This window comes from Aeromonas sp. FL131 (assembly GCF_049860615.1).
Taxonomy (GTDB): Bacteria; Pseudomonadota; Gammaproteobacteria; order Enterobacterales; family Aeromonadaceae; genus Aeromonas; species Aeromonas hydrophila.
Genome location: NZ_CP187595.1, coordinates 5,067,165 through 5,091,909 on the forward strand (window position 1 = coordinate 5,067,165; position 24,745 = coordinate 5,091,909).

At 62.8% G+C, this 24,745-nt stretch carries 24 protein-coding genes, 3 tRNA genes and 1 riboswitch; of the genes, 9 read left to right on the forward strand and 18 right to left on the reverse strand.

What is annotated here, in order from left to right:
• Positions 1 to 27 precede the first annotated feature (27 nt).
• Positions 28 to 486 (forward strand): methylglyoxal synthase, encoded by a 459-nt coding sequence (locus ACPW75_RS23585; protein ID WP_010635987.1) that lies wholly within the window; start codon positions 28 to 30, stop codon positions 484 to 486.
• Positions 487 to 546: 60 nt separating this feature from the next.
• Here ACPW75_RS23585 and ACPW75_RS23590 read toward each other — a convergent pair whose 3' ends face one another.
• Entirely contained in the window at positions 547 to 1,134 is a 588-nt protein-coding gene (locus ACPW75_RS23590) for a superinfection exclusion B family protein (protein WP_010635988.1), read from the reverse strand.
• Between the two features lie 194 nt (positions 1,135 to 1,328).
• Positions 1,329 to 1,436, forward strand: a riboswitch (yybP-ykoY riboswitch).
• Positions 1,437 to 1,524: 88 nt separating this feature from the next.
• Here ACPW75_RS23590 and ACPW75_RS23595 point away from each other — a divergent pair.
• Positions 1,525 to 2,511 carry a sodium:calcium antiporter gene (locus ACPW75_RS23595; RefSeq protein WP_043126998.1) on the forward strand — a complete coding sequence of 329 codons (987 nt, stop codon included), beginning with the start codon at positions 1,525 to 1,527 and terminating at the stop codon, positions 2,509 to 2,511.
• Positions 2,512 to 2,601: 90 nt separating this feature from the next.
• Here the strand turns inward: ACPW75_RS23595 and ansB are convergent, their stop codons facing one another.
• The 3 genes from ansB to ACPW75_RS23610 form a co-directional block, all read right to left on the reverse strand.
• Entirely contained in the window at positions 2,602 to 3,660 is a 1,059-nt protein-coding gene (ansB, locus tag ACPW75_RS23600; RefSeq protein ID WP_011707533.1) for an L-asparaginase 2, read from the reverse strand.
• 132 nt (positions 3,661 to 3,792) lie between these two features.
• Positions 3,793 to 3,987: a heavy-metal-associated domain-containing protein gene (locus ACPW75_RS23605; protein WP_024944793.1), complete on the reverse strand. Its 195-nt coding sequence runs from the start codon at positions 3,985 to 3,987 to the stop codon at positions 3,793 to 3,795.
• A gap of 67 nt (positions 3,988 to 4,054) precedes the next feature.
• Positions 4,055 to 5,005 (reverse strand): AEC family transporter, encoded by a 951-nt coding sequence (locus ACPW75_RS23610; RefSeq protein WP_077095217.1) that lies wholly within the window; start codon positions 5,003 to 5,005, stop codon positions 4,055 to 4,057.
• 139 nt (positions 5,006 to 5,144) lie between these two features.
• Between ACPW75_RS23610 and treR the strand changes: the two genes are divergently transcribed.
• The 4 genes from treR (at position 5,145) to ACPW75_RS23630 (ending at position 10,053) form a co-directional block, all read left to right on the forward strand.
• The gene (gene treR / locus ACPW75_RS23615; protein ID WP_077095216.1) at positions 5,145 to 6,092 is read left to right on the forward strand and encodes a trehalose operon repressor TreR; all 948 of its coding nucleotides are present in this window, start codon (positions 5,145 to 5,147) and stop codon (positions 6,090 to 6,092) included.
• Positions 6,093 to 6,283: 191 nt separating this feature from the next.
• Positions 6,284 to 7,714, forward strand: a complete 1,431-nt coding sequence (gene treB / locus ACPW75_RS23620) for a PTS trehalose transporter subunit IIBC (RefSeq protein ID WP_179101294.1) — start codon at positions 6,284 to 6,286, stop codon at positions 7,712 to 7,714.
• Positions 7,715 to 7,782: 68 nt separating this feature from the next.
• Complete coding sequence (treC, locus tag ACPW75_RS23625) at positions 7,783 to 9,444, forward strand: alpha,alpha-phosphotrehalase (RefSeq protein WP_077095214.1); 1,662 nt, start codon at positions 7,783 to 7,785, stop codon at positions 9,442 to 9,444.
• A gap of 3 nt (positions 9,445 to 9,447) precedes the next feature.
• On the forward strand, positions 9,448 to 10,053 hold the full coding sequence (locus tag ACPW75_RS23630; RefSeq protein WP_077095213.1) for a sugar O-acetyltransferase: 606 nt from the start codon (positions 9,448 to 9,450) through the stop codon (positions 10,051 to 10,053).
• 119 nt (positions 10,054 to 10,172) lie between these two features.
• Here the strand turns inward: ACPW75_RS23630 and ACPW75_RS23635 are convergent, their stop codons facing one another.
• A complete protein-coding gene (locus ACPW75_RS23635; protein WP_016352133.1) occupies positions 10,173 to 10,631 on the reverse strand; it encodes an Lrp/AsnC family transcriptional regulator in 459 nt (152 codons plus the stop codon).
• Positions 10,632 to 10,734: 103 nt separating this feature from the next.
• On the opposite strand from ACPW75_RS23635, the gene ACPW75_RS23640 reads away from it, so the two are divergent.
• Entirely contained in the window at positions 10,735 to 11,601 is an 867-nt protein-coding gene (locus tag ACPW75_RS23640; RefSeq protein WP_179101293.1) for an EamA family transporter, read from the forward strand.
• Positions 11,602 to 11,936: 335 nt separating this feature from the next.
• On the forward strand, positions 11,937 to 12,269 hold the full coding sequence (locus ACPW75_RS23645) for a hypothetical protein (protein WP_077095211.1): 333 nt from the start codon (positions 11,937 to 11,939) through the stop codon (positions 12,267 to 12,269).
• Between the two features lie 156 nt (positions 12,270 to 12,425).
• On the opposite strand, the gene ACPW75_RS23650 is transcribed toward ACPW75_RS23645, so the two are convergent.
• From ACPW75_RS23650 to nhaC, 7 genes are all read right to left on the reverse strand, one after another.
• Positions 12,426 to 13,856, reverse strand: a complete 1,431-nt coding sequence (locus tag ACPW75_RS23650) for a gamma-aminobutyraldehyde dehydrogenase (RefSeq protein ID WP_077095210.1) — start codon at positions 13,854 to 13,856, stop codon at positions 12,426 to 12,428.
• A gap of 29 nt (positions 13,857 to 13,885) precedes the next feature.
• Positions 13,886 to 14,701: an ABC transporter permease gene (locus tag ACPW75_RS23655; protein WP_011707522.1), complete on the reverse strand. Its 816-nt coding sequence runs from the start codon at positions 14,699 to 14,701 to the stop codon at positions 13,886 to 13,888.
• 110 nt (positions 14,702 to 14,811) lie between these two features.
• Positions 14,812 to 15,780 carry an ABC transporter permease gene (locus ACPW75_RS23660; RefSeq protein ID WP_024944801.1) on the reverse strand — a complete coding sequence of 323 codons (969 nt, stop codon included), beginning with the start codon at positions 15,778 to 15,780 and terminating at the stop codon, positions 14,812 to 14,814.
• Positions 15,777 to 16,790, reverse strand: a complete 1,014-nt coding sequence (locus ACPW75_RS23665) for an ABC transporter ATP-binding protein (protein WP_077095208.1) — start codon at positions 16,788 to 16,790, stop codon at positions 15,777 to 15,779. The genes ACPW75_RS23660 and ACPW75_RS23665 overlap by 4 nt, the downstream gene beginning before the upstream one ends.
• A gap of 72 nt (positions 16,791 to 16,862) precedes the next feature.
• The gene (locus ACPW75_RS23670; RefSeq protein WP_077095207.1) at positions 16,863 to 18,008 is read right to left on the reverse strand and encodes an ABC transporter substrate-binding protein; all 1,146 of its coding nucleotides are present in this window, start codon (positions 18,006 to 18,008) and stop codon (positions 16,863 to 16,865) included.
• A 191-nt stretch (positions 18,009 to 18,199) separates the two neighbouring features.
• Positions 18,200 to 19,123, reverse strand: coding sequence for a LysR family transcriptional regulator (locus tag ACPW75_RS23675; RefSeq protein WP_043164498.1), 924 nt, complete (start codon positions 19,121 to 19,123; stop codon positions 18,200 to 18,202).
• 106 nt (positions 19,124 to 19,229) lie between these two features.
• Positions 19,230 to 20,639 (reverse strand): Na+/H+ antiporter NhaC, encoded by a 1,410-nt coding sequence (gene nhaC / locus ACPW75_RS23680; protein ID WP_017409482.1) that lies wholly within the window; start codon positions 20,637 to 20,639, stop codon positions 19,230 to 19,232.
• 299 nt (positions 20,640 to 20,938) lie between these two features.
• Here nhaC and ACPW75_RS23685 point away from each other — a divergent pair, with 299 nt between their 5' ends.
• On the forward strand, positions 20,939 to 21,148 hold the full coding sequence (locus tag ACPW75_RS23685) for a hypothetical protein (RefSeq protein ID WP_011707516.1): 210 nt from the start codon (positions 20,939 to 20,941) through the stop codon (positions 21,146 to 21,148).
• Here ACPW75_RS23685 and ACPW75_RS23690 read toward each other — a convergent pair.
• The 6 genes from ACPW75_RS23690 to glgC all read right to left on the reverse strand — a co-directional run bounded on the left by ACPW75_RS23690 (position 21,143) and on the right by glgC (position 24,692).
• Positions 21,143 to 21,415, reverse strand: a complete 273-nt coding sequence (locus ACPW75_RS23690) for a late competence development ComFB family protein (protein ID WP_016352123.1) — start codon at positions 21,413 to 21,415, stop codon at positions 21,143 to 21,145. The two genes, ACPW75_RS23685 and ACPW75_RS23690, sit on opposite strands and share 6 nt — an antisense overlap.
• A 109-nt stretch (positions 21,416 to 21,524) precedes the next feature.
• Positions 21,525 to 21,610: transfer RNA gene (locus ACPW75_RS23695), tRNA-Leu, on the reverse strand.
• A gap of 71 nt (positions 21,611 to 21,681) precedes the next feature.
• Positions 21,682 to 21,767 (reverse strand) — tRNA-Leu (locus ACPW75_RS23700).
• A 55-nt stretch (positions 21,768 to 21,822) separates the two neighbouring features.
• A tRNA-Leu gene (locus ACPW75_RS23705) sits at positions 21,823 to 21,908 on the reverse strand.
• Between the two features lie 116 nt (positions 21,909 to 22,024).
• Complete coding sequence (gene glgA, locus ACPW75_RS23710; RefSeq protein WP_077095206.1) at positions 22,025 to 23,485, reverse strand: glycogen synthase GlgA; 1,461 nt, start codon at positions 23,483 to 23,485, stop codon at positions 22,025 to 22,027.
• Entirely contained in the window at positions 23,475 to 24,692 is a 1,218-nt protein-coding gene (gene glgC / locus ACPW75_RS23715; RefSeq protein WP_011707513.1) for a glucose-1-phosphate adenylyltransferase, read from the reverse strand. Before glgC ends, glgA begins: the two co-directional genes overlap by 11 nt.
• Positions 24,693 to 24,745: the final 53 nt, after the last annotated feature.

A 24,745-nucleotide genomic window follows, 5' to 3' on the forward strand; every position in this document is an offset into this window, starting at 1 on the left:
CAAACAACACTGCTACGGATGATGTCCATGGAACAGATCGCCCGTGAGATGGCGGCCCACAAGCGAGTGGCGCTGGTGGCTCACGACAACATGAAGACCCCTCTGCTGAACTGGGTGATGCGGCGCAAGGAGGAGCTCAAGCTCCACCACCTCTATGCCACCGGCACCACCGGCACCATGCTCGGCAAGCAGGCACAACTGCCCATCACCTGTCTCTTCTCCGGCCCCATGGGGGGCGACCAGCAGCTCGGCGCCCTGATCGCCGAGGGCAAGATCGACGTGCTGATCTTCTTCTGGGATCCCCTCAATGCGGTGCCCCACGATCCGGACGTGAAGGCCTTGCTGCGCCTCGCGGCAGTCTGGAACATCCCGGTCGCCACCAACGAGGCGACCGCCGATTTCATCATGGACAGCCCCCACATGCGCCAGGCGTTCAGCGTGCAGATCCCGGACTACGCCGGTTATCTCAAGGCCAGAACCCAGTAACGGGGCAGAAACGACAGAGCCGGCCAAGGGGCCGGCTCTTTTTATTGGCGGGAACGAAGATCAGCGCTGGAAGCTTTTTTGCGCGAACTTGGGTCTGGCATTCATGATCTGCTCTACCTGCTCGTCGCTCATCTTGCCGCGCGACAGCCCCAATACCTTGTAGGTGAGCAGCGGCCGGGCCGGCAGGGCGATCATCAGGGCGCGGATCTGGTTCTCGTCCTCTTTCTCGCGCACCGGTTTGCCATAGGCATAGGTCAGTACGCCGGCATCCATCAGGTTTTTGACGGCGGGCTCGGTGATCGGCAAGTTTATGACGCTTTTGCGCTGCAGCACGAACTCGCGCAGCACTGCCTTCTCGTTGAAGTCGAGAAAGGAGATCATCTGGGCCAGCTGATCCTGTTGGCGGCGGGATTGCCACTCGTCGCAGGCCCACTCCCAGGCGATCAGGAAGCCCTGACTGCAGAAGTAGGAGATGGCGATCAGCATGCCGACGCCGAGCCAGGCGGCATGTGTGGCGGCCCACTGGCTGACGGCCCCCTTCATCAAACCGGCCGGAAACAGCAGGATGATGCTGCAGCAGAGCAGCAGCCAGACCATCAGCCAGTTGAGGCGGTTCAGTTGATAGAAATGTTGGATCCACCGTTTCATCGTTCACCCTTCCCAAATCAGTGTGGACAGTAGTCATCTCATAGCAAACGGTGTGCCAAGGCGAAGCGTTCAGCGACAGGGGAGTGGATCCGGACGGCAAAGCCGGTGGTGGGACGGTTACATTCCCTTACAACTTGTTGAGCGAATGATCATTAGTTTGCCTTGTGAGGCGGCGCTCAACTTGGTAAAAAGCCCGCACTGTCATAGGGGAGTAGCAACCCGCCCGTGATCCGGGCAGGGCTCATGTCAACATTCTTGGATCCTCAGATCCATGGCATGGGCGGCGATGATATCCATCGCTCTGCAAGACCTTTGGCCTCGATATGCAAGCCAGCCGGGCGAGCCGTATCGGGTCCATTGGTTGTTCTGCTCGCCTGGCGGTTACTCATCATGCTGATCACCCTGCTGTTATTTCTGCTCTCTGCCGTCACCATCTATCTGGCCTGCGAATATTTCGTCAACGGCATCGAATGGACCGGCCACCACTTCAAGTTCTCCCAGAGCGCCACTGGCTCCCTGCTGGCGGCCCTCGGCACTGCTTTGCCGGAATGCATCGTCACCCTGACCGCATTGCTGATGGGGAATGCCCCCGCTCAGCAGCAGATCGGGATAGGTGCCGCCCTCGGCGGCCCGCTGGTACTCTCCACCATTGGTTATGCCGCCGTCGGCGTGACCCTGCTGCTGTGCATGAGCCGCGAGCACAGGGCCATCGATGGCGAGGTGCAGCGCGAGATAGGCCGCGATCAGGCCTGGTTCGTCGGCATCTTCCTGGTGGCGGTGGCCCTCGGCATGGTGGCCTTCACCGGTAAAACCTGGCTGGCCCCGCTGTTCGTGCTGGTGTATCTGGTCTATGTGCGGCGCGAGCTGAAACAGACCGACAGCCACGAGGTCGAGTTGCCAGAGCCCCTCAAGCTGGATCCGGGCGCCGAGATCCCGGCGCTCGGCAAGGTGCTGCTGCAAACCCTGGTGGCGCTGGTGGTGGTGGCGCTGGCGGCCCAGCTGTTCGTTCACCAGCTGGAGAGCATGGGCGAGCTGTTCGGCCTTTCGCCGGTGCTGGCGGCCCTGTTGCTGAGCCCGGTGGCGACCGAGATGCCCGAGCTGATGAACGTGCTGATCTGGGTGCGGCAGGGCAAGCACCGGCTGGCGCTGGCCAATATCTCGGGGGCCATGATGATCCAGGGCACTATTCCCAAGGCGTTCTGCCTGTTGTTCACCCCCTGGCTGCTGGACAGCACCATGATGGTCTCCTCGCTGGTGACGCTGCTGGCGGTCGTGCTGTTGTGGTGGGGGTTCAGTCGGGAGCGGATGACGGCGGGCAGGCTCGCCTGGGTGGGGCTGATCTATCTTGGCTTCTGCGGCTGGCTGATGGCGAACTGAGGCACCAGCCACACCAGATGCAAAAGGGCGGGACCTTGTCCCGCCCTTGTTGTTGTCATCATCCCATGCCGGCCGATGCCGGCAATGAGCTCAGAACTGCTGGAACCAGCGCTGGATCTGGGCCGGATCCTTGCTCTGGGTGAGCGAGAGCATCAACAGGATCCGCGCCTTCTGCGGGTTGAGGGTCTCGGCGGCGACGAAGCCGTACTTGGCGTCATCGATCTCGGCATCCAGGGTGGTGGAACCGGTCGGTACACGGGCGGAGCGCACTACCCGGATACCGTCCTTGCTCGCCTTGGCCAGGGTGTCGAACAGGGTGTGGTAGAGGTTGCCGTTGCCCACCCCGGCGCTGACGATGCCGTCGAACTTGGCATCCACCATCGCCTTGGCCGGCAGATCGGTGGCGTTGGCGTAGCTGTAGACGATGCCGACCTGCGGCAGCTTGTCGAGCTTGCTCACGTCAAACGGGGTCTTGCTGGTGTGCAGACGAGCCGGGCTGCGCTGATAGTCGATCTTGCCGTTGTGGATGTAGCCGAGCGGGCCGAAGTTGGGGGAGGCGAAGGTCTGCACCCCGGTGGTGTTGGTCTTGGTGACGTCGCGGGCATCGAGCACGGTGTCGTTCATCGCCACCATGACGCCACGCCCCTTGGAGGCCGGGTCAGAGGCGGTCACCACGGCGTTGTAGAGGTTCATCGGACCGTCGGCGCTCATGGCGGTGGAGGGGCGCATGGCGCCGACCAGCACCACCGGCTTGTCGCTCTTGACGGTCAGATTGAGGAAGTAGGCGGTCTCTTCCATGGTGTCGGTGCCGTGGGTGATGACGATGCCGTCCACGTCATCCTTGGCCAGCAGCTCGTTGACCCGCTTGGCCAGCTTGAGCCACACCTCGTCGTTCATGTCCTGGGAGCCTATTTTGACCACCTGCTCACCCTGCACGTCGGCCACGTTCTTCATCTCGGGCACGGCGGCGATCAGCGTCTCGATGGCCACCTTGCCGGCCTCGTAGTTGGACTGGGTGGCGGACTGTCCCGCCCCGGCAATGGTACCGCCGGTGGCCAGGATATGGACGTTGGGCAGGGCCATGGCCATCGGGGAGAGGGTCAGGCCGAGGACGGCGGCGAGCAGGGTCTTGCGGATCGGGAGAGTCATGCAGCAAATCCTTCTGAGGTGAGAAAAATTGCAGCAAGTTTGCGCTTTCTGTTGCCGGGGTTTGTGATGACTCTCACCAAAAAACAGCTGGGTACAGAATTTTAACCTGTTTTATACCTATATGGAGATAATTTAACTCGCCGAGAAGCCCTTGGCTTCGATCAGGGCGATCAGCTCGGCCTTGCTCAGTTCGCTCTCGATGACGGCCTTGCTGCTGGCAAAGTCGACGCTGGCGCTGCTGACGGCAGGCTGGGCCAGCAGGGCTTTTTGCAGGCTGGCGGCGCAGCCACCGCAGGACATGCCGGAGACGGTGAGTTCGATGGTCATGGGATAGCTCCTCTGTTGATAAGCAGTCAGCGTAAAGCTGCCGCCCGCGGCAAGGTCAAGCTGCTGGCTAGCCCATCAGTCCCAGGTAGTTCATCAGGGCGGCGCCCAGACTGGTGCTGACCAGAGAACCCAGCGTGGTGGTGGCGATGATGTTGGCTGCCAGCACGCTGTCGCCCCCCATGGCGCGGGTCATCACATAGCTGGCGGCGGCGGTGGGGGTGGAGCTGATGAGAAACAGGATGCCGAGCGCCTGCGGGCTGAAGCCCAGTGCCCAGGCCCCCATCACCAGCAGCACCGGGATACAGAACAGCCGGTTGGCGGTGGCCCAGCCGGTCAGCAGGGCGCCCCCGCGCAGGGCCTTGAGGTTGAGGCTGGCGCCGGTGCAGAGCAGGGCCAGCGGCAGGGTCATGTTGGCGAAGTAGTTGCCGGTGGTGATCACCAGCTGGGGCAGCTCGATGCCGAGCAGGCCGAAGGGCAGGGCGGACAGAATGGCGATGATCAGCGGATTTTTGGCGATCCCCTTGAGGATCGGCTTGATCCCCTTGCTGCCCCCCAGGCTGCGGGTCAGGGTGATCACCGCGAGCACGTTGTAGAGCACGGTGACCGAGCCCACCAGCAGGGCGGCGGCGCCGATCCCCTCGGCGCCATAGGCGTTCTGTACATAGGCCAGCCCCATGATCCCCATGTTGCCGCGAAAGCTGCCCTGCACGAAGATGCCGCGCTGGCGTCGCTCGGGGATGAAGCGGGCCGCCAACAGCTCCAGCACCAGAAAGCCGGTGAGGGTACCGAGCAGGCCGTAGAGGATGAGCCAGGGGCTCGGCATGGTGGAAAAGTCGGTGCGCACCATGCTGAGGAACAAGAGGGCGGGCAGGGTGACCTGGAACACCAGGCGGGAGGCGGACTCGACAAAGCTGTCGGGCAACAGACCCAGCTGCTTGAGCCAGATGCCGAGCAGCAGCACCACGCAGATGGGGCCCGTGATGGAGAGGGAGAAGTGCAGACTTGCCAACAGATCCATAATACGCGTCCTGTGCGATGGCGAATGGCACGGCGTTCGCCGGGGCCAAAGGGGCATTCTAACGCCATGGGCTTGTATTCACAGGGGTTAATCACAACAATGTGGGCAATTCCACCGCCGAGCCCCTGTGAGCCACTTCATGGACAAAAAACTGACCATCCTCGATATCGCCCGACTCAGTGGTGTCGGCAAGTCGACCGTCTCCCGGGTGCTCAATCAGGATCCCAAGGTGAAGCAGGCGACCCGTGACCGGGTGGAGCAGATCATCGCCGAACACGGCTTCGTGCCGAGCAAGTCGGCGCGAGCCATGCGCAGCCAGAGCCAGCAGGTGGTGGGGATCATCGTCTCGCGGCTCGACTCCAGCTCGGAAAACCAGGCGGTGCGCGGCATGCTGGAGACCCTCTACCAGCGCGGTTACGACGCCGTGCTGATGGAGAGCAAGTTCTCGCCCGCCAAGGTGCAGGAGCATCTGGCGGTGCTGGAGCGGCGGGGGGTGGATGGCATCATTTTGTTCGCCTTCAACGACCTGGACTATGCCGCCATGGCGCCGCTCAGGGATAAGCTGGTGCTGGTCGCCCGCGATCATCCCGGCTTCTCCTCGGTCTGTTTTGACGACGCCGGTGCGGTGCACACCATGCTGGAGCAACTCGCCGCCCGCGGCATTCACGACATCGCCTACCTGGGGGTGGATACCAGCGACCTCACCACCGGCCAGCGCCGGCTCGACGCCTACCTCGGCTACTGTGCCGAACAGGGGCTGGCGGCGCGCAGCGCCCTCGGCGATCTCAGCCTGCAGAGCGGCTACCGGCTGGCGGGGGAGCTGCTCACCCCGACTACCGGCGCCCTGGTCTGCGCCAGCGACACCCTCGCCATCGGCGCGGCGAAATACCTGCAGGAGCAGGGGCGCAGCGAGGTGCTGGTGACCGGTCTTGGCAACAACCCCATGCTCAGCTTTCTCTTCCCCAACGCCCTCAGCCTGGATCTGGGCTACAAGGGGGCGGGCGAGCAGGCGGCCCGTCAGCTGCTCGGCCAGATCGAGCAGGATCTGCCTCCGCTGGCGACCATAGCCCCCAGCCACCCTCTGTGATTGCCATCACCTAGTCCTGCACAAAAACTGTGCTTTTTGTGAGCTCGGCCACGAAATGGGAACGTTCCCATTTTGATCTGGCCAGATTGTCGGCATGCTAAATGGGAACGATACCAAAAACGCTCGGGCCCACTGACTGGCCCAAAAGGGCGACGCAGACCAATATCAATGGAGTCACAGAGGGAAGACTCATGTCCAAGATCAACGCACAACACCTGGCCACGCTCATCGACAAGATCGGTGGCAAGGAGAACATCGCCACCGTCAGTCACTGCCTGACCCGGCTGCGCTTCGTCCTGAACGATCCTGCCAAGGCCGACAGCAAGGCCATCGAAACCATCCCGGCGGTGAAGGGAAGCTTCACCCAGGGTGGCCAGTTCCAGGTAGTCATCGGCAACGAGGTAGAGCATTGGTACAAGGCGCTGACCGAAGAGATCGGCGTCAGCGGTGGCAGCAAGGAGGCCGCCAAGCAGGCGGCGCGCCAGAACATGAATCCGCTGGAGCGGGGCATCTCCCATCTGGCTGAGATCTTCGTGCCGCTGCTGCCCGCCATCATCACTGGCGGTCTGATCCTGGGCTTTCGCAACGTCATCGGCGACATCAAGATGTTCGACGATGGCACTCATTCCCTCACCGAGATCAGCCAGTTCTGGGCTCAGGTGCACGCCTTCCTCTGGTTGCTGGGCGAGGCGATCTTCCACTTCCTGCCGGTGGGCGTCTGCTGGTCTGCGGTGAAGAAGATGGGCGGCTCCGAGATTCTGGGCATCGTGCTCGGTATCACCCTGGTCTCCCCGCAACTGATGAACGCCTACGGCATCGGTCAGCAGACCCCCGAGGTGTGGGATTTCGGCCTGTTCGTGATCCAGAAGGTGGGTTATCAGGCCCAGGTCATTCCGGCCCTGCTGGCGGGGGTATTCCTAGCCTGGGTGGAGACCAACCTCAAGCGCATCATTCCGGCCTATCTCTATCTGGTGATCGTACCCTTCATCTCCCTGCTGCTGGCGGTGATCGTGGCTCACGCCTTTATCGGCCCGTTCGGTCGCTGGTTGGGTGACGGCGTCGGTTTCGCTGCCAAAGCGGCCATGACAGGTTCGTTTGCCCCCATCGGTGCCGCCCTGTTCGGCTTCCTCTACGCGCCGCTGGTCATCACCGGCATCCATCACACCACCAACGCGGTGGATCTGCAGCTGATGCAGAGCATGGGTGGCACCCCGATCTGGCCGCTGATCGCCCTCTCCAACATTGCCCAGGCGTCTGCGGTCGTCGGCATCATTCTGATCAGCCGCAAGGAGAACGAACGGGAGATCTCGGTGCCTGCCGCCATCTCCGCCTACCTGGGGGTGACCGAGCCGGCCATGTACGGCATCAACCTCAAGTACAAGTTCCCCATGCTGTGCGCCATGGTGGGCTCCAGCCTTGCCGCCCTCATCTGCGGTTTCGCCGGGGTGATGGCCAACGGCATCGGGGTAGGGGGCCTGCCGGGCATCCTCTCCATCCAGCCGCAATACTGGGCCATTTATTCCCTCGCCATGCTGGTGGCCATCGTAGTGCCTGTGGTGCTGACTCTGCTGGTCTACAAGCGCCAGCAGGCGGCCGGCAAGCTGGCCCAGGCCAGCGCCTGATTCCACGCATCAGGGCGACCCGCAGGGGTCGCCCTCTCCCTTTTTCATTCGAGACAAGAGCAAGACCCATGAGCCAAACACCCTGGTGGCAGAGCGCCGTGATTTACCAGATTTACCCCAAGAGCTTTCAGGATTCCGCTGCCCGTGGCACCGGCGATCTCAAGGGGATCATGGCCCGCCTCGACTATCTCAAGACCCTCGGCGTCGATGCCCTCTGGCTGACTCCGGTGTACGTCTCCCCGCAGGTGGACAACGGCTACGACATCGCCGACTACCTTGCCATCGACTCCGCCTACGGCACCATGGCCGACTTCGAGGCGCTGCTGGCTGCCGCCCACGCGCGTGACATCCGCATCGTGATGGATATCGTAGTGAACCACACCTCCACCGAGCACGCCTGGTTCAAGTCGGCGCTGGGGGATAAAAACAGTCCCTACCGCGACTACTACATCTGGCGCGATCCGGTGGACGGCGGCGTGCCCAACAACTGGCAATCCAAGTTTGGCGGCAGCGCCTGGGAGCTGGACTCAGCCACCGGTCAGTACTACCTGCACCTGTTTGCCCGCGAGCAGGCGGATCTCAACTGGGAGAACCCGGCGGTGCGCGCCGAGGTCAAAAACATCATCCACTTCTGGGCGAACAAGGGGGTGGACGGGTTCCGGCTCGACGTCATCAACCTCATCTCCAAGGATCAGGCGTTCCCGAACGACGAGATTGGCGATGGCCGCCGCTTCTACACCGACGGGCCGCGTATCCACGAATTTTTGCAGGACGTGAGCCGCGACGTCTTTGCTCCGGTCGGTGCCATGACGGTGGGGGAGATGTCCTCTACTTCGCTGGAGCACTGCCAGCGCTACGGCGCGCTGGATGGCTCCGAGCTCTCCATGGTGTTCAACTTCCACCACCTCAAGGTGGATTACCCCAATGGCGACAAGTGGACCAAGGCGCCGTTCGATTTCCTCGAGCTCAAGCGCATCTTCAACCACTGGCAGAGCGGCATGCACGGCAAGGGGTGGTCGGCGCTGTTCTGGTGCAACCACGATCAGCCGCGCATCGTCTCCCGCTTCGGTGACGAGGGCGAGCATAGGGTCGTGGCCGCCAAGATGCTGGCCAGCACGCTGCACGGTTTGCAGGGCACCCCCTACATCTATCAGGGGGAGGAGATCGGCATGACCAACCCCGGCTATCAGCGCATCGATGACTACCAAGATGTGGAGAGCCGCAACATCTTCGCCATCAAGCAGGCCGAAGGGATGAGCGAGGCCGAGATCCTGGCCATTCTCGGCGCCAAGTCCCGCGACAACTCGCGCACCCCGATGCAGTGGAGCGCCGCGGCCAACGCCGGTTTCACCAGCGGAACGCCCTGGCTCAAGCCCGCCGCCAACTACCCGCTTATCAACGCCGAGGCGGCGCTGGCAGACCAGCACTCGGTGTTCTGGCACTACCGAGATCTGATCCGCCTGCGCAAGGCACACCCCATCTTTACCCAGGGGGATTATCAGGAGCTGCTGGCAGGGCACCCGCAGATCTGGGCCTATGCCCGCCGCGCCAACGGCCAGACATTGCTGGTGGTGAGCAACTTCTACGGCGAGCCGGCCACCTTCGCCCTGCCGGACGAACTGGCCACCGGCAAGGGGCGCCTGCTGCTGGGCAACTACCCCGATAGCCCGGCCCGGCCGCAGTCCTGTATGCTGCGCCCTTATGAATCCCTGATCTGGCTGGTGGAGTAGGCGATGAGCGAGGTGATGACGAAGGCGGTAGTGCGCGGCGCCGAGTGGCAGAAGATGGTGGCGGGGGCGCCTTATGATGCGGGCGACCCTGAGCTGAAAGCGGCGCGCGAGCGCTGCCGCAAGCTCTATCACACCTTCAACACCAGCTGGCAGGAGAAACCGGTGCGGGATGCCCTGCTCCATGAACTGCTGGGCGGCCGTGGCCAAGCGTGCGCCATCAACCCGCCGTTCTTTTGCGACTATGGTGCCAACATCTTCGTGGGGGAGAACTTCTACGCCAATGTGGGCTGCACCATCCTCGACGTGTGCGAGGTGCACATCGGCGACAACGTGCTGCTGGCGCCCGGAGTGCAGATCTACACCGCCGCTCATCCGGTGGCGGTGGCGCCGCGCATCAAGGGGGTGGAGTTCGGCAAGCCGGTGCGCATCGGCCACAACGTCTGGATTGGCGGCAGCGCAGTCATCTGCCCCGGCGTCACCATAGGGGACAACAGCGTCATCGGCGCGGGCTCGGTGGTGACCAAGGATGTGCCGGCAGGTGTGGTGGCGGCCGGCAACCCCTGCAAGGTGTTGCGGCCGATGACGGCGGAGGAGCTGGCAGCGGTCTGACCCAGCCGGGGCGGGCAATCCCGCCCCGGTTGATATCTGGCACCGCGCTCAAAGGCGCCATCCTTCATCTGATTTCTTCCCAGGGGCGTACCGGCTCGACCGGGCAGTGCGTTCTCACCTCAGGCAGGCAGCAAGGCTCCGCAGCGTTTGTGCTGCTTCATGACCACCAGGGTCTTGAAGCTGCGCACCTGCTCCCTGGCATGCAGCACCCGCCGGGTAAACAGGTCGTAGCTCTGCATGTCCCGTGCGGCGACCTGCAGCACGAAGTCCTGCTCCCCCGTGACGTACCAGAGGTCCATGACCTCCGGTTCCCCTTGCAGGCTGGCGATCATCTCATCGACGATGCGGCCGTGATCCCGCTCCAGCGTCACGAGCACCAGCATGGTGATGGGCCAGCCCATGGTGGCCGGTGCCACCAGCGCCACCTCCCGTTCGATGAGTTCCGCCTCCCGCAGCGCCCGCACGCGGCGGTAACAGGCCGGCGCCGAGAGGCCGACCCGGTGGGCGAGCTCGGGGATCGGCAGGCGGGCATCCTGCTGCAGTTCGGCGAGGATGAGCAGATCGAATTTGTCGGTCATGGGGATAGAGATAAAAATTATCGAATAGGGCCAGTTTTAGACCGAAATTACGGCCGTCGCCAGATATATTTTACTTCTCATTGTCTGCTCAGGTTTGAACAAGATGCCGCCGAACACCACTGCTTTCTCCTCCCTGCTGGCGGTCATCCTCGCCATGCTGTCGATTACCCTCGGCGCCTCGCTGGCCAAGTCCCTGTTTCCCCTGATCGGGGCTGCCGGTACCACCTTGTTCCGACTGGGATGCGCCGCCCTGCTCCTCTCGCTGGTGTTTCGCATCTGGCGAATGCCCTTCGATCGACGCACTCTGCTGGGGGCCATCCCCTATGGGCTGTCGCTGGGAGCAATGAACCTGCTCTTCTATCTGGCGATCGAGCGGATCCCCCTCGGCGTGGCGTTGGCCATCGAGTTCATTGGCCCCTTGACGGTGGCGCTGCTCGGCTCGCGCCATCGGGCAGACTTCCTCTGGCTGGCGCTGGCCATCGTCGGCCTGCTGTTGTTGCTGCCGCTGCGGACGGCCGAACAGACCCTCGATCCGCTGGGGGCGGCGTTGGCGCTCGGCGCCGGGGTGTTCTGGGGGCTCTACATGCTGACCGGCAAGCGGGCCGGTGCCCTGCTGGGGGCGCAGGCGCCGGCGCTGGGCATGTGGGTGGGGGCTTTGCTGGTGCTGCCCTTCGGCCTCGGTGGTGCGAGCGAGGCGACCTTCACCCTGCCCGTGGTGCTGACCATCGTGGGGGTAGGGCTGCTCTCCAGCGCGATCCCTTACTCCCTCGAGATGTTTGCCCTGCGCCGGCTGCCGCTCAAGAGCTACGGCATTCTGACCAGCGGTGAACCCGCCATGGGGGCCCTGATGGGGTTGCTGTTGCTGGGGGAACAGTTGCCCCCGGCCCAGTGGCTGGGGATCGCGGCGATCATCGTCGCCTCGATGGGCACCACCTGGCAAGGCGGGCGCCGGCGCACCGAGCCGGCGTGATCTGCCGGGCCCGTACGACAGCCGGATTATGCGCATGACCTCGCCGGTGGGGGTCTGCCGTTCGCTGAACCCGGGATGTACAGCCACTTCAGATTTTTTGAACATCTAGGCCAGTTTATCTCGCTAACAATGGCGGGCCTGGATGTTTAATATTCACTCAACGCTTAGGCAGGAACGCCAAGCGGCCAAATAACTGGTCGTTCAAGGCTGTGGCACTCTCAAACAGGGTGCCGGATGTCGGTGAAAGAACAACACACTATTTGAATAACCTCTTGCAAGGATGCATTGATTCGGGCCCGTCGGCCCAGGCAATGACATAAAAACCAAGAGAGTTAATGAACATGAAAAACGTAATCAAGATGCTGGCCGTTGCAGGCCTGATGACCGCAGGTCTCGCCCAGGCTTCCGTTCCGGCTGACTTCAACGCCGCCCCGGGCGTGCTGTTTGTGAACTGGCACGCGACCGCCGCCGTCGAAGGCAAGGCCAACCCCATGCTGGAAGTGCGTGACGAGTCTGGTGATGTGGTTGCCTCCGTCCATGCCAACCTGATGGGCACCCAGCAAGTGCAGATCCCGAGCCGCACCCAGGGCAACCTGACCGTGAGCCTGGGTGATCAGAGCAGTGACTACCGCATTCCGTTCGGTATCGGCAGCGGCAAGCAGCGCTAAGCTGACGACGCCCTGGCGCGATGGCCGCAGACTGCACCGGTACGACCGGTACCGTCCCCGGCCATGATCGCCACAGTGACGTAAAGATGCAGAGTGCTCAGAGAGAAGGCCCCGCCATGCGGGACCTTCTGCTTTTCGTCTTCGGCTGTCCGGGTTTCACAGCTTGAGCATGATGTGGCGCGGCACCGTGTAATCCTCCAGCGCGTAGAGGGAGAGATCCTTGCCGTAGCCGGACATCTTCATGCCGCCGTGGGGCATCTCGGAGGTGAGCATGAAGTGGGTGTTGATCCAGGTGCAGCCGTACTGCAGGTGGCTGGCTACCTTGCTGGCAAGGCCGAGATCCCGGGTCCAGACCGAGGAGGCGAGGCCGTAGTCCGAGTCGTTGGCCCACTGCACCACCTGCTCGGCGTCGTTGAAGCGAGTTACCGACACCACTGGGCCGAACACTTCGCGCCGCACTATTTCATCCTCCTGGCGGGCATGGGCGATCAGGGTCGGCTCGAAGAAGAAGCCGTTGCCCGGGCGGATCTTGCCCCCCGCCGTCACCTCCACGTGACCGCTGCTCTGGGCCCGCTCCACGAAGCTGGCCACCCGGTTGCGCTGCCGGTCCGAAATGAGCGGCCCCATCTCCACCCCCTCCTCGCGCGGACCTCCCACCTTGATGGAGGCGACCGCTTCGGTCATGGCGGCGACGAACTTGTCGTAGATTTTGCCTTGGGCATAGATGCGGCAGGCGGCGGTGCAATCCTGGCCGGCGTTGTAGAAGCCGAAGGTGCGAATGCCGGCCACCACGGCCTCCAGATCCGCATCGTCGAAGATGATGACCGGTGCCTTGCCCCCCAGCTCCAGGTGGGTGCGCTTCATGGTGCGGGCGGCACTCTGCAGGATCTTCTGGCCGGTGGCGATGTCACCGGTGAGCGACACCATGCGCACCAGCGGGTGCTCCACCAGCGGCGCCCCCACGCTCTCGCCCCGGCCGCAGACGATATTGATGACGCCGCGCGGGAAGAGCTCGCTGGCGAGCTCCGCCAGGCGCAGGGCGGTGAGCGGGGTCTGCTCGGAGGGCTTGAGCACCACCGTATTGCCGGCGGCGAGCACGGGGGCCATCTTCCAGGCCGCCATCATCAGCGGATAGTTCCAGGGGGCGATACTGCCCACCACCCCGATGGGGTCGCGGCGGATCATGCTGGTGTGCCCCTCGATGTACTCCCCCGCCAGCGGCCCCTGCAGGCAGCGAGCCGCGCCGGCGAAGAAGCGGAAGCAGTCCACCACCGCCGGCAGCTCGTCATTGAGCACCGCCAGATAGGGTTTGCCGCAGTTGAGGGATTCGAGCGCCGCAAACTCCTCGGCGTGGCGCTCGATGGCGTCGGCCAGGCGCAGCAGCAGGGTACTGCGGCTCGCCGGGGTGGTGCGGCTCCACTGGGCGAAGGCGCGCTGGGCACCGTTCACCGCCCGGTTCACCTGCTCGAACGAGGCTTCGGGCACCGAGGCAAGAAGTTCCCCGGTGGCCGGGTTGAGGATGGGCTCGGCCTGGCCGTCACCGGTGACGAACTGACCGTCGATCAAGAGTTGGGTAGAGAGTTTCATGGTTGCATCCTTGCGCACGCGTTGAGTCGTTATTTGCCACTGCCAGCGACGTCCTGGCCGTCGCGGGTGAGGTAGTAGGCAAGCAGAATGGGAATGGTGGTGAAGGCCACTATGATGAGCGCCACCACGTTGGTGACCGGCCTGTCCCGTGGCCGGATCAGCTCCTGATACATCCAGATCGGCAGCGTGGTCTGCTGGCCGGCGGTGAAGGTGGTGACGATCACCTCGTCAAAGCTGAGGGCGAACGCCAGCATGCCCCCCGCCAGCAGGGCGGTGGCGAGGTTGGGCAGGATCACGTAGCGCAGGGTCTGGAAGCCGTCGGCCCCGAGATCCATCGACGCCTCTATGAGGCTCTGGTTGGTGCGGCGAAAGCGCGCCAGGGCATTGTTGTAGACCACCACCACGCAGAAGGTGGCGTGACCGATGACGATGGTCCAGAAGCTGAAGGGGATCTCCATCACCCCGTAAGCGGAGCGCAGCGCGATGCCGGTGACGATGCCGGGCAGGGCGATGGGCAGCACCAGCAACAGCGACACCACCTCCTGGCCGAAGAAGCGGCTGCGGGCGATGGCCCCCGCCGCCAGAGTGCCGAGTACCATGGCGGCCAGCGTCGCCAGCCCCGCTACCTCCAGCGACAGCTGGATGGCGCGCCACACGTCGGGGCGGTTGAGGGTCACCTCGAACCACTTGAGGGTCAGGCCGGGGGGCGGGAACTGATAGCTCTTGCTCTCGCTGGTGAAGGCGTAGAGGAAGATGAACAGGATCGGAAAGTGCAGGAACAAGAGGCCGCCGATGGCAGCGTACTTGAGCAGGCCGGAAGGCTGGTTGCCATGGTCCCGTTTCATGGAGGTATTAGAGCGCATCGAAAGCCCCCAAGCGTTTCGCTGTCGTCAGGTGAATAGCCATGATCAGGATGGGCACCCGCGAACTTGTGTGGATGAGTGACACATGGGTATCAAAGCGCATCGAAAGCCCCCAAGCGTTTCGCGATGGTGAGGTAGATGGCGATGATGAGGATCGGCACCAGCGAGAAGGCGGCGGCGAAGGGCAGGTTGCCCGCCGTACCCTGCTGCATGTAGACCACCTGGCCTATGTACATGGTGGAGTTGCCTATGATGCCGGGGATGATGTAGTCCCCCAGCGTCAGAGAGAAGGTGAAGATGGAGCCCGCCACCACGCCGGGCAGGGCGAGCGGCAGGATCAGGGTGCGAAAGGTCTGGGCCGGGGTGGCGCCGAGATCGCCGCTCGCTTCCAGCAAGGATCGCGGGATCCGCTCCACCGCCGCCTGGATAGGCAGGATCATGAAGGGCAGCCAGACGTAGACGAACACGATGAAGGTGCCAATGCGGGAGAACGACAGCGACGGCCCGCCGATCACCGGCAACGAGAGGATGGCGTCCAGCAGCCAGTCCAGTCCCAGAGTATCTGCCAGCCAGCTGATGACCCCCTCCTTGGCCAGGATCAGCTTCCAGGCGTAGACCCGCACCAGATAGCTGGACCAGAGCGGCAGCATGATGCCGACGTAGAACAGGGCCCGGGTCTTGCCGCTGGTGTAGCGCGCCATGTAGTAGGCCACCGGAAAGCCGAGCAGGGCGCAGGCCAAGGTCACCAGCAGCGACATGCCGACGGTGCGCAGGATCACGTCCAGGTTCTCCGCCCGCAGCAGGGCGACGAAGTTCTGCAGCCCCAGCTCGTGGCGGATCTGGCCGCTGAACTCGTCCAGCCCGAAGAAGGCGTTGGAGAGCAGCATCAGCAGGGAGCCGACATAGATGATGCCGAGCCACAGCAACGGCGGCCCGAGCAGGATGGCCAGCAACAGACCCGGCCGCCCGTAGAGCAGGGTGGAAAGGCGCCGCAGCGGCCGATAGGAGAGGGGGGCAGTGGGTTGGCTCATGGCAAGGCTCGCACTGTGGGGGGCGCTCATGGTTGAGCTCCCAGAGGGGCGGTGTGCAGGCGATGGATCGCCTGCTCCGGCCAGCTGAGGCTGACCCGGGCGCCACGGGGCAGGCGGGCCTGGCCTTCGTTGGGGTGGTTGACGATGAGCTCGAGCTGCTCGCCGAGATCGACCCGGTAGCGCACGAAGGGGCCGAGGTACTCCACTTCGCGCACCTCCCCGGACCAGCCTGGTGTGCCGGCCTTGGCGAGCCGGATCCGCTCCGGGCGTACCATCATCTGGCTAGCATCGCCGCACAGACGGCGGGCCTGCTCCCCCTCGAACAGGTTGACGGTGCCGACGAAGCGGGCGACGAAGGGGGTGGCGGGGGCGTCGTAGATAGTATCCGGCGCGGCAATCTGCTCGATCTTGCCCTGATTGAAGATGCAGATGCGGTCGCTCATGGAGAGCGCCTCCTGCTGATCGTGGGTGACGAAGATGAAGGTGATGCCGAGCTGGCGCTGCAAGGCTTTCAGTTCGAGCTGCATCTGCTCGCGCAGCTTGAGGTCGAGTGCCCCGAGCGGTTCGTCCAGCAGCAGGATGCGCGGCTGGTTGATCAGTGCCCGGGCGATGGCGATGCGCTGGCGCTGGCCGCCGGAGAGCTGGCCCGGCTTGCGGTTGCCGACGCCGGGCAGGCGCACCAGCTCCAGCATCTCGTCCACCTTGCGGTAACGCTCCGCCTTGGCGACGCCCTTGAGCATCAGGCCGTAGCCGATGTTGTCGCGCACATCCATGTTGGGAAACAGGGCGTAGTCCTGAAACACGGTATTGAGGTTACGATCGTAGGGGGGCACGGTGGAGCAAGGCTCGCCGAACAGCCGGATCTCCCCCTCGCTCGGGTATTCGAAACCCGCAATCATCCGCAGGCAGGTGGTCTTGCCGGAACCGCTCGGCCCCAGCAGGGTGAAAAACTCGCCGGCCGGGATCTGGAAGGAGATGTCGTCGACCGCCTTCACCTCGCCATAGTGGCGGCTGACCCGGTCAAATTGTACGGCATTCATGGGACGTCCTTGTCTGTGTGGGAAGCGGGCCGGACTCCTGTCCGGCCCCATATCGGCATTTACTGAGGTACCTCAGCGACCACCCAGGATGGCGATATAGTCTGAGACCCAGCGGTAGTAAGGAACGCAGGTCCCCTGGCTCTTGCACTGGGTGACGGGGGTACGCCAGAAGCGCACCCGATCGAAGTTGTCGATGCCGTTGGTTTTGCACCCCTCTTTCCCGAGCAGGGCATTGCCCTCGCAGGCGGCTGGCACTACGGGGACGGAGCCGAACCAGGAGGCGAGATCCCCCTGCAGCTTGTTGTTGAGGGAGTGCTCCAGCCACTTATAGGCACAGGTGAGGTTCTTCGCCTCGCTGTGCACCATGCTGGTGTCGGCCCAACCGGTGACGCCCTCCTTGGGCACCGTCGTGGCGATGGGCTGCTTGTCGGCGATCAGGGTGTTGGCCTGGAACGGCCAGGAGCCGGAGGCGACCACCCCCTCGTTTTTGAAGTCGTCGATCTGGACGAAGGCGTCGTGCCAGTAGCGTCCCACCAGCTGACGCTGCTGGCGCAAGAGGTCGAGGGCGGCCTTGTACTGATCCTCGTTCAGCTCGTAAGGATCCTTGATGCCGAGCGCCGGCTGGTGGCTCATCAGATAGAGGGCGGCATCGGCGATGTGGATGGGGCCGTCGAACGCCTGCACCCGTCCCTTGTTGGACTTGCCGTCCGGCAGGGTCTGCTCCTCGAACACCACGCTCCAGGAGTCAGGCGCCTTGGGGAACACCTTGGTGTTGTACATCAAGATGTTGCCGCCCCACTGGTAGGGCACGCCGTAGTGCTTGCCGTCCACCGTGTGCCAGGGGGCACTCTGCAGGCGGGGGTCTATCTTGCCGTAGCTCGGGATGAGCGCCAGGTTGAGTGCCTGCACCTTGCCACCGGCGATGAGGCGCAGGCTGGCGTCGCCGGAGGCGGTCACCAGATCGAAGCCTCCCTCGTTCATCAGCGCCACCATCTCGTCCGAGGTGGCGGCCGTCTTGACGTTGACCTTGCAGCCGGTCTCTTGCTCGAAACCGGTGACCCAGTCGTAGTTCTTGTCGGTCTCGCCGCGCTCCACGTAGCCGGCCCAGGCCACGATGTTGAGCTGGCCTTCACCCTTGCCGAGGGTGGTGGGGGCAGCCTGAGTCTGGCCTGCCAGCAGGGCGGGGATCAGGGCCAGGGTGAGGGGGGTCAGTTTCATCTTGCTCTCCTTGCTGGGGCGGGCACGGTTGTGATGCCACGCTGACAATTAACATCCTGTTAACCAGTCATGAGCGTAGGAGAAGCCGTGAGCAATGAGAATTTCAATTTTTAACGCCAGAGGTATCTGCTAAATCGATATCGAGTGCAGATGAATCTGAATTTCTATGGCAATACGGTCTCCGGAAACGGTTAGCGAGAAACCTGCTGACGGGCCCGCAGCCGGCTCTGATCCCGCACTATGTCGATGAACTCGCGGGCGGTCCACTCCAGCCGCGAGCCGCGCCGCCACACCAGGCCGATGTCGATGGCGGGGATGGGCTCCTTGATGGCGCGGGCCTCGACCCGTTCCTGCTCCAGCGACCAGGGGCGGTAGGCAAAGTCCGGCAGCAGGGCGAGCCCGAGCTGGCTCGCCACCAGGCTGCGCACCGCTTCTACCGAGGCGGTACGCAGCACGATGCGCGGCGCTATGCCGTAGCGGCGCAGGCCGCCGCCGATGATCTGATCCAGCTGGTCGGCGGTCAGCGAGATCATGGGCTCCTCGCCGAGCGCTTTGAGAGAGAGGGTCGACTCGGCGCAGAGCGGGTGGTTGGCGGCGAGCCAGACCCGCAGCGGCGAGCGGGTCAGCAGCTCGGTATCGAACGCCTCCTGACGGATGGTGCGGTTGGTCATCAGGATCCCCACGTCCACCTCGCCATTGACGATCTGGTGCTCGAGGTAGGGCTGCTCATCCTCCTTTACCTCGATCTGCACCGCCGGGAAGGCGCGGCGAAAGCGGCCGAGCGCCTCCGACAGGTAGTAGCCTGCCACCAGCGTGGTCACGCCTATGGTGAGCCGCCCCTGATCCTGCTGGGCCACCGCCTTGAGGGACTGGCCGGCTTCGGTCATGGCGCCGAGGATGCGCCGGGCGTGCAGCAGAAACTGGTGACCCTGGGTGGTGAGGCTGACGCCGCGCGGATTGCGCTCGAACAGGGCGGCGCCGAGCTCGGTCTCCAGCTCGCGGATGGCGCTGGTGACCGCCGACTGGGAGATGTGCAGCTCGGCGGCGGCGCGGCTCACCGAGAAGCTGTCGGCCACCGCCACGAAATAGCGGATCTGGCGAAAGGTGAAGTTCATCTGGGCGTCCTGCCGCGTGCGATCAAGGTGACTGCCAGCTTAACCTCGAATCGCGGCCAGATAAAAGGCGCCGTGCTGGCGCCTTTTATCATGGTTTTTCCGGTGGTTAGCGGGAGCTGGCAGCCTCGATCACCGGGATCCGGTTCACCGCCTTGCCGAGATAGGCGAGGGTGATGGTCACAATGATGCAGGTGAAGCTGAGCCACATGTAGGGCAGGTAGTCGAGGGTAGCCACCCCCAGTACCCCGGCCATGAAGATGCCGTTGTCGCTCCAGGGCACCATGCCGCAGGTGAGGGTGCCGCCGAACTCGGCGTTGCGGGAGAGGTTCTTGCGTGCCAGTCCCAGCCGGTCGTAGTTCTTGGCCATGATCTTGGGGGTCAGGATCAGCGACACATACATGGCCGAGCCGAACACGTTGGCCAGGAAGGCGGTGCCTATGGTGTGGGTAGTCAGGCTGCCGGCACCCTTGATGCGCTTCTCGAAGGCGCTGGCGATCACTTCCAGGATGCCGACCTTCTCCAGCAGGCCGCCGAAGCCCAAGCCGAAGATGATGACGGCCACCGAGCCCAGCATGGACTCCATGCCACCGCGGCCCAGGATGTTGTCGATGAAGTCGACGCCGGAGGTGATGGCAAACGGGCTGTAGGCGGAGTGCATCGCCTTGACCGGATCCATGTCCTGGAACAGGATGGCCCAGACAAGGCCCAGCAGGGCGCCGAAGCTGATCACCGGGAAGGCGGGCTTGCGGTTGGCCAAGAGGCCCAGCACCAGCACCACCGGGACTATGGCCAGCGGGGTGATGTTGAACTGCTTGTCGAGCGCTTCCATCACCAGGTTGACCTGCTCCAGGCTGACGTTGCCGGAGTACTGCATGCCGACCACGGTGAACAGGGCGGCGGTGATGACATAGGAGAACAGGCTAATGGGCAGCATCCCCTTGATGTGTTCCATCACGTCGACGTTGGACATGGTCGAGGCCAGCACCACGGAGTCGGAGAGCGGGGAGAGCTTGTCACCGAAGTAGACGCCGGAGAGCACGGCACCCGCCACCAGCGGCGCGGGCACGCCGAGGCTGTGGCCGATCCCCATCATGGCGATGCCGGCGGTGGCAGCCGAGCCCCAGGAGGTGCCGGTGGCCAGCGAGGTCAGCGAACAGATGATCAGGGTTGCCAGCAGGAAGATGGACGGGTGAATCACCTTGAGGCCGAAGTAGATGATGCTGGGGACGATGCCGCCGGCAATCCAGGTGCCCACCAGCGCCCCGACGGAGACCAGGATCAGGATGGCCCCCATCCCCTTGGCGACGCCGTCGACGGCCGCCTGCTCCAGGGATTTGTAATCATGGCCGAGCTTGATGCCGAGCCCCATGATGACGAACCAGGCGATGAACAGTGCCAACTGGATTGGCAGGTCGAGCACGCTGGTGAAGGAGAAGGCCAGGGCCAGGAAAATAGCCAGGCAGGCAAACACCTGCGACATGCCCGGCAATCGGATGTGGTTTTGTTGGTTTTGCATAGATACTTCCTAAACTCTTGCTCGCCAAGGTCAGTCCCTCTCGTCCTGTGGATACACGTATCCCGAGGGGCCCACCCAAAAAGAGGCCGCAATCTACCACAAACCTGGGGGGGCAAATCCCAACTGATTTAGCAAAAATGCAGTTTTGATTGAAAAACTTACAAATTAGTTGATCTCATAACCCGTTTTTGAGTGCTCTGTTTGCCCCGATGGGACATTCGACTCCGATAGAAAAGTCCGATTGCATACTCCTAAAATACAAATGATAATTGTTATCAGTTGGTGAGGGGGAATGTGTCATGAGATGGATAGTGAGAGCCATGCTGCTGATCGGGCTGCTGGCGATCCTGATCTGGGGTCAGGACAAGGCGTACGGTATGTGGAGTCTGGGCTTCTTGCTGGCCGCCTGGGTCATGCTGGAACCCAGGCTGAGGCCTGCGCTGATCCTGCTGCCGGTGGCCGGTATGACGGGAGTCGCGGCCCTGATCTGGCAACAGCCCTGGTTATGACGAAGTGGCCGGGGCGCTTTGCACCTTCTCTTGCGCCAGCTTGAGCGACTCGATGACGTTTTTCTCCATCTCGGTACGCTTGGCATCGGTCAGGAAGTAGATCATGTCGACGTCGTGACGAATGTAGTGGGAGGGCAGCTGGTTCAGGGTCAGGCAGCAGAGATCGGCCATCTGGTTGGCGCTCAGCTTCTGGTTGAGCCCCTGTCTCTCAATCTCCTTGAGCACCAGATGCTCGTAGAAGTTGTGAATGTCGGTATCCAGTATCATATGCGTTCCTTGGCATGACGATGGGCGGTGAGTCGTCAAAAGCATAGTCATAACAAGGGGTAAAAACAAAAGGCCCGTCACTTTCGTGATGGGCCTTTTGCATAATGAATGGTGCGAAGAGAGGGACTCGAACCCTCACATCCGTGGGACACTAACACCTGAAGCTAGCGCGTCTACCAATTCCGCCACCTTCGCACACTGATTTTCTCCAGCTGGTTTTTAAATGCGGTTGGAGCGCATTTTCTGCGTTTTACATGCCAGAAGCATGGTGCGAAGAGAGGGACTCGAACCCTCACACCCGGGGGGCACTAACACCTGAAGCTAGCGCGTCTACCAATTCCGCCACCTTCGCACATTCGGGTTATCAGTCTGGATTGACATGCTGTCTGATAAAGCATGTTGCAGTATGGTGCGAAGAGAGGGACTCGAACCCTCACATCCGTGGGACACTAACACCTGAAGCTAGCGCGTCTACCAATTCCGCCACCTTCGCATCACTGCGGTGGGGGATTCTATAGAGTTTTGAAGGAGCGTCAACAGCCAAAGGGGACTTTTTTCGCTGTTGACGTTCAAAGCAGCATCAAGGGGACAAAACTTCAGCAATCTGCCTCAGTGGCGGGCCAGTGCGTCCTGATACATCTGCTCATATTGAGTGACCGAATCCAGCCAGTTGAAGCGGGTGTTCATGGCGTTGCGCTGTACCCGGGCAAACTGCTCGGGATCCTGCAGGTAGTAGAGCAGGCTGCGGCGCATGGCATCGAGCAAGATGTTGGCGGTCGGATCGTTGAAGCAGAAGCCGGTGGCGTGCTCCGGGTCGGAATCCCAGTCCACCACAGTATCTTTCAGGCCGCCGACGGCCCGCACCAGCGGCAGGGTGCCATAGGCCAGGCTGTACATCTGGTTGAGTCCACACGGTTCGAACAGGGAGGGCATCAGGAAGAAGTCGGCACCCGCTTCCACCAGATGAGCGAGCCGGTCGTCATAGGTGTTGATGAAGGCGAGCCGGTCCGGGAATTGTTGCGCCAGGGTCTGCAGCTGGGCTGCGAGGGAGGGATCCCCCGAGCCGACGATCACCACCTGCACCTTGTGATGCAGAAACTTGTCCAGCACCGGCAGCAGCAGGTGAACTCCCTTCTGCTCGGTCAGCCGGCACACCATGCCATAGATGGGCAGATCCGCCACCGGCAGGCCGGTCTCCTGTTGCAGGCTCTGCTTGCAGATGCGCTTGCCGGCCAGGTTGTCGACGTCATAGGTGGCCGGCAGGAAGTCGTCGAACGCCGGATCCCAGTCCTGATAGTCACAGCCGTTGAGGATGCCGCGCAGATCCGCCGCCCGCTGCTGGAAGATGCTGGCCATGCCGTGGGCGCCAAGGTGGGTCAGCAATTCGCTGGCATAGTTGGGGCTGACGGCGTTGATCTTGTCGGCATAGAGCACGCCGCACTTGAGCAGGTTGACGTGGCCGTAGTCGTAGCTGATGCGCTGTTCGTAGTCGGCAATCTCGGGCACGGCCCAGAACTGCTGGCGCTCGAATACCCCCTGAAAGGCCGCGTTGTGAATGCTGATCACGCTGCGGGTGTGCTGGAAGAAGGGGTTGTGGGCGTGACGGGTTTTCAGCAGCAGCGGCAGCAGGCCGGTGTGCCAGTCGTTGCAGTGCACTATGTCGGGAGCAAAGGCGAGCTGTTCGCTGGCGTGCAGCGCAGCCGCGGCCAGAAAGGCGAAGCGCTCGCCGTTGTCCGGATAGGCCTGGTTGTTCTCGGCGTAGAGCTGGGGGCGATCGAAGTACTGCGGGCAGTCGAGCAGATAGACGCAGACTCCCTCCAGATCCATCTGATAGATGCGATAGCCGATATCCGGCAGGCCCGGGTGGGTTGGCAGCCAGCGCGAGACCAGCTGTTTGGCCTCATCCCGTCGCTTTATCGTCTTGTAGAAGGGCAGCATGATCCTGACATCATGCCCCTTCTGGGCCAGGTACAGCGGCAGGGCTCTGGCCACGTCAGCCAGACCCCCGGTCTTCACAAGCCCCTCAACTTCCGAGGCAACGAACAGGATTTTCAGTGGGTTAATAGCCAACTCTTGCTCCCTTAGGTACCACGACGATACCGCCTTCGGACACGGTAAATCGTTCTCTGTCATGGTCCAGATTTTCACCGATCACGGTGCCGGGCGCAATTTCAACGTTCTTGTCGATGATGGCGCGGCGAATGGAGCAGCCCTCGCCGATCTTCACGTCCCCGAGCAGGACCGACTCGCTGATGTGGCTGCAAGGCCCCACGTTGCAGCGAAAACCCAGGATGGATCGCTGGATCTGGCTGCCCTGAATGAAGCAGCCGCCGGAGATCAGCGAGTTGGCGATCTTCACCTTGCAGTCGTCAGTGTCGACGAAGGTGGCGGGCGGCAGCGGCGGATAGTGGGTATGCAGCGGCCACTTGCGGTTGTAGAGAGAGAAGGGGGCATCGTCGGCCACCAGGTCCATGTGCGCCTGCCAGTAGGAGTCCAGCGTCCCCACATCGCGCCAGTAGACGTTGGGTTTCTCGCCCGGAATGACGTTGGTGCTGTAGTCATAGACATAGACGGGGGCGCGCGGGAACAGGCTGGGGATGATGTCCTTGCCGAAATCGTGACTGGAGTTCTCCTCGGCGGCATCGCGCTTGAGTTCGCGATAGAGCGCCTCGGTCTCGAAGATGTAGTTGCCCATGGAGACCAGCGCCTGGGTGGGATCGCCGGGGATGTGCTTGGGTCGCTTGGGCTTCTCTTCGAAGCCGATCATCCGGCCCTCCTGATCCACCTCGATCACCCCGAAGGCGCTCGCCTCCTCGATGGGCATGCGCAGGGCGGCGACGGTCAGGGCGGCGGCCTTCTGCTTGTGGAAGGTCACCATCTGGCTCACGTCCATCTTGTAGATGTGGTCGGAACCGAAGATGCAGACGTGCTCGGGGTCGGAGATCTCGATGAAGCGCAGGTTCTGGTAGATGGCGTCGGCGGTGCCGTCATACCAGCGTTTGCCCATCCGCATCTGGGCCGGGATCGGGTCGATGAAGCGATCCGTGATGCCGACGATGTTCCACCCCTTCTTCATATGCAAATAGAGGGACTGGGACTTGAACTGGGTCAATACGTAGATGCGCAGGAAGTCGGCGTTGACGAAGTTGTTGAGGACGAAGTCGATCAGTCGGTAGCTGCCGCCGAAGGGAACCGAGGGCTTGCTGCGGGTGGTGGTGAGTGGCTGGAGGCGAGTACCTTCGCCGCCGGCCAGGATCATGGTGAGTATGCCTGCCATCGTATTTCTCTCCCTGAATTCATACTATGAAAAGGTTTTCAGCTTGATGCAAA

Bases quoted from the DNA above. Each gene is read 5' to 3' on its own strand.
- ACPW75_RS23650 (WP_077095210.1), bottom strand. From the start codon at position 13,856: ATGAAACTCTCTACCCAACTCTTGATCGACGGTCAGTTCGTCACCGGT.
- treB (WP_179101294.1), top strand. From the start codon at position 6,284: ATGTCCAAGATCAACGCACAACACCTGGCCACGCTCATCGACAAGATC.
- ACPW75_RS23635 (WP_016352133.1), bottom strand. From the start codon at position 10,631: ATGACCGACAAATTCGATCTGCTCATCCTCGCCGAACTGCAGCAGGAT.
- glgC (WP_011707513.1), bottom strand. From the start codon at position 24,692: ATGGCAGGCATACTCACCATGATCCTGGCCGGCGGCGAAGGTACTCGC.
- ACPW75_RS23585 (WP_010635987.1), top strand. From the start codon at position 28: ATGGAACAGATCGCCCGTGAGATGGCGGCCCACAAGCGAGTGGCGCTG.
- ACPW75_RS23610 (WP_077095217.1), bottom strand. From the start codon at position 5,005: ATGGATCTGTTGGCAAGTCTGCACTTCTCCCTCTCCATCACGGGCCCC.
- treC (WP_077095214.1), top strand. From the start codon at position 7,783: ATGAGCCAAACACCCTGGTGGCAGAGCGCCGTGATTTACCAGATTTAC.
- nhaC (WP_017409482.1), bottom strand. From the start codon at position 20,639: ATGCAAAACCAACAAAACCACATCCGATTGCCGGGCATGTCGCAGGTG.
- ACPW75_RS23630 (WP_077095213.1), top strand. From the start codon at position 9,448: ATGAGCGAGGTGATGACGAAGGCGGTAGTGCGCGGCGCCGAGTGGCAG.
- ACPW75_RS23655 (WP_011707522.1), bottom strand. From the start codon at position 14,701: ATGAAACGGGACCATGGCAACCAGCCTTCCGGCCTGCTCAAGTACGCT.
- ACPW75_RS23690 (WP_016352123.1), bottom strand. From the start codon at position 21,415: ATGATACTGGATACCGACATTCACAACTTCTACGAGCATCTGGTGCTC.
- ACPW75_RS23595 (WP_043126998.1), top strand. From the start codon at position 1,525: ATGCTGATCACCCTGCTGTTATTTCTGCTCTCTGCCGTCACCATCTAT.
- ACPW75_RS23640 (WP_179101293.1), top strand. From the start codon at position 10,735: ATGCCGCCGAACACCACTGCTTTCTCCTCCCTGCTGGCGGTCATCCTC.
- ACPW75_RS23660 (WP_024944801.1), bottom strand. From the start codon at position 15,780: ATGAGCGCCCCCCACAGTGCGAGCCTTGCCATGAGCCAACCCACTGCC.
- ACPW75_RS23645 (WP_077095211.1), top strand. From the start codon at position 11,937: ATGAACATGAAAAACGTAATCAAGATGCTGGCCGTTGCAGGCCTGATG.
- ACPW75_RS23670 (WP_077095207.1), bottom strand. From the start codon at position 18,008: ATGAAACTGACCCCCCTCACCCTGGCCCTGATCCCCGCCCTGCTGGCA.
- treR (WP_077095216.1), top strand. From the start codon at position 5,145: ATGGACAAAAAACTGACCATCCTCGATATCGCCCGACTCAGTGGTGTC.
- ACPW75_RS23675 (WP_043164498.1), bottom strand. From the start codon at position 19,123: ATGAACTTCACCTTTCGCCAGATCCGCTATTTCGTGGCGGTGGCCGAC.
- ACPW75_RS23665 (WP_077095208.1), bottom strand. From the start codon at position 16,790: ATGAATGCCGTACAATTTGACCGGGTCAGCCGCCACTATGGCGAGGTG.
- ACPW75_RS23605 (WP_024944793.1), bottom strand. From the start codon at position 3,987: ATGACCATCGAACTCACCGTCTCCGGCATGTCCTGCGGTGGCTGCGCC.
- ACPW75_RS23685 (WP_011707516.1), top strand. From the start codon at position 20,939: ATGAGATGGATAGTGAGAGCCATGCTGCTGATCGGGCTGCTGGCGATC.
- ACPW75_RS23590 (WP_010635988.1), bottom strand. From the start codon at position 1,134: ATGAAACGGTGGATCCAACATTTCTATCAACTGAACCGCCTCAACTGG.
- ansB (WP_011707533.1), bottom strand. From the start codon at position 3,660: ATGACTCTCCCGATCCGCAAGACCCTGCTCGCCGCCGTCCTCGGCCTG.